Origin of the sequence: Rhizobium sp. CF122 (assembly GCF_000282035.1) — a bacterium.
Lineage (GTDB): Bacteria > Pseudomonadota > Alphaproteobacteria > Rhizobiales > Rhizobiaceae > Rhizobium.
This window is the reverse complement of the sequence record NZ_AKKA01000048.1, coordinates 1-1,141: the sequence shown is the minus strand read 5'-3', so window position 1 is coordinate 1,141 and position 1,141 is coordinate 1. Positions and strand designations below refer to the sequence as shown.

General features: G+C 63.8%; 1 protein-coding gene. It reads left to right on the top strand.

Annotation, left to right across the window (positions count from 1 at the left end):
• Positions 1-13: 13 nt before the first annotated feature.
• Positions 14-1,141 (top strand): S-(hydroxymethyl)glutathione dehydrogenase/class III alcohol dehydrogenase, encoded by a 1,128-nt coding sequence (locus PMI09_RS10155; protein ID WP_007792251.1) that lies wholly within the window; start codon positions 14-16, stop codon positions 1,139-1,141.

Sequence of the window (1,141 nt, the reverse complement as noted above, 5' to 3'; positions counted from 1 at the left end):
GGAGGAATTCGACATGGACGTTCGCGCCGCCGTTGCCGTTGAGGCTGGCAAGCCGCTTGAAGTGATGACCGTTCAGCTGGAGGGGCCACGGGCCGGCGAGGTGCTGGTCGAGGTGAAGGCGACCGGCATCTGCCACACCGACGACTTCACCCTGTCGGGCGCCGATCCGGAAGGTCTGTTTCCGGCCATCCTCGGCCATGAGGGCGCCGGCATCGTCGTCGATGTCGGCCCGGGTGTGACCTCGGTGAAGAAGGGCGACCATGTCATTCCGCTCTATACGCCGGAATGCCGTGAATGCCCGTCCTGCCTGTCGCGCAAGACCAACCTGTGCACCGCGATCCGCTCCACGCAGGGGCAAGGCCTGATGCCGGATGGCACCTCGCGCTTCTCGATCGGCAAGGACAAGATCCACCACTACATGGGCTGCTCGACCTTCGCCAATTACACGGTGCTGCCGGAGATTGCCGTTGCCAAGGTCAATCCGGACGCCCCCTTCGACAAGATCTGCTACATCGGCTGCGGTGTCACCACCGGCATCGGTGCGGTGATCAACACCGCCAAGGTGGAGATCGGATCGACCGCCATCGTCTTCGGGCTTGGCGGCATCGGCCTCAACGTCATCCAGGGCTTGCGGCTTGCCGGTGCCGACATGATCATCGGCGTCGATCTCAACAACGACAAGAAGGCCTGGGGCGAGCGCTTCGGCATGACGCATTTCGTCAATCCGAAAGAGGTCGGCGACGACATCGTGCCCTACCTCGTCAACATGACGAAGCGCGGTGCCGACCAGATCGGTGGCGCCGACTACACCTTCGACTGCACCGGCAACACCAAGGTGATGCGCCAGGCGCTGGAAGCCAGCCATCGCGGCTGGGGCAAGTCGGTGGTCATCGGCGTGGCCGGCGCCGGCCAGGAGATCTCCACCCGGCCGTTCCAGCTGGTCACCGGCCGCTCCTGGATGGGCACCGCCTTCGGCGGCGCCCGCGGCCGCACCGACGTCCCAAAGATCGTCGACTGGTACATGCAGGGCAAGATCGAGATCGATCCGATGATCACCCACACCTTGGCCCTCGAAGACATCAACAAGGGCTTCGAGCTCATGCATTCGGGGACAAGCATCCGAAGCGTGGTACTGTATTGA